Below are 1422 nucleotides of genomic sequence, written 5' to 3' on the forward strand. Positions count from 1 at the left end.
TCAGAACTAACACAGTGGACGCGAGCAACTGAGGACAAGCCCTCGGCCTATTAGTACCGGTCACCTCCACCCATTACTGGGCTTCCAGATCCGGCCTATCAACCCAGTCGTCTACTGGGAGCCTTAACCCCTCAAAGGGGGTGGGAGTCCTTATCTCGAAGCAGGCTTCCCGCTTAGATGCTTTCAGCGGTTATCCCTCCCGAACGTAGCCAACCAGCCATGCCCTTGGCAGGACAACTGGCACACCAGAGGTTCGTCCGTCCCGGTCCTCTCGTACTAGGGACAGCCCTTCTCAAGACTCCTACGCGCACAGCGGATAGGGACCGAACTGTCTCACGACGTTCTAAACCCAGCTCGCGTACCGCTTTAATGGGCGAACAGCCCAACCCTTGGGACCGACTCCAGCCCCAGGATGCGACGAGCCGACATCGAGGTGCCAAACCATCCCGTCGATATGGACTCTTGGGGAAGATCAGCCTGTTATCCCCGGGGTACCTTTTATCCGTTGAGCGACGGCGCTTCCACAAGCCACCGCCGGATCACTAGTCCCGACTTTCGTCCCTGCTCGACCCGTCGGTCTCACAGTCAAGCTCCCTTGTGCACTTACACTCAACACCTGATTGCCAACCAGGCTGAGGGAACCTTTGGGCGCCTCCGTTACTCTTTAGGAGGCAACCGCCCCAGTTAAACTACCCATCAGACACTGTCCCTGATCCGGATCACGGACCCAGGTTAGACATCCAGCACGACCAGACTGGTATTTCAACGACGACTCCCCCTGAACTGGCGTCCAGAGTTCACAGTCTCCCAGCTATCCTACACAAGCCGAACCGAACACCAATATCAAACTGTAGTAAAGGTCCCGGGGTCTTTCCGTCCTGCTGCGCGAAACGAGCATCTTTACTCGTAGTGCAATTTCACCGGGCCTATGGTTGAGACAGTCGAGAAGTCGTTACGCCATTCGTGCAGGTCGGAACTTACCCGACAAGGAATTTCGCTACCTTAGGATGGTTATAGTTACCACCGCCGTTTACTGGCGCTTAAGTTCTCAGCTTCGCCACACCGAAATGTGACTAACCGGTCCCCTTAACGTTCCAGCACCGGGCAGGCGTCAGTCCGTATACATCGCCTTACGGCTTCGCACGGACCTGTGTTTTTAGTAAACAGTCGCTTCTCGCTGGTCTCTGCGGCCACCCCCAGCTCGAGGAGCAAGTCCTCTCACCAGTGATGGCCCCCCTTCTCCCGAAGTTACGGGGGCATTTTGCCGAGTTCCTTAACCATAGTTCACCCGAACGCCTCGGTATTCTCTACCTGACCACCTGAGTCGGTTTAGGGTACGGGCCGCCATGAAACTCGCTAGAGGCTTTTCTCGACAGCATAGGATCATCCACTTCACCACAATCGGCTCGGCATCAGGTCTCA

At 56.2% G+C, this 1422-nt stretch carries 1 rRNA gene (only partly in view); it reads right to left on the reverse strand.

What is annotated here, in order from left to right:
- Positions 1–30 precede the first annotated feature (30 nt).
- Positions 31–1422, reverse strand: a 23S ribosomal RNA gene (locus tag AQI94_RS42190); it runs 2602 nt beyond the window's last position.

The organism is Streptomyces pseudovenezuelae, from assembly GCF_001513955.1.
Taxonomy (GTDB): Bacteria; Actinomycetota; Actinomycetes; order Streptomycetales; family Streptomycetaceae; genus Streptomyces; species Streptomyces pseudovenezuelae.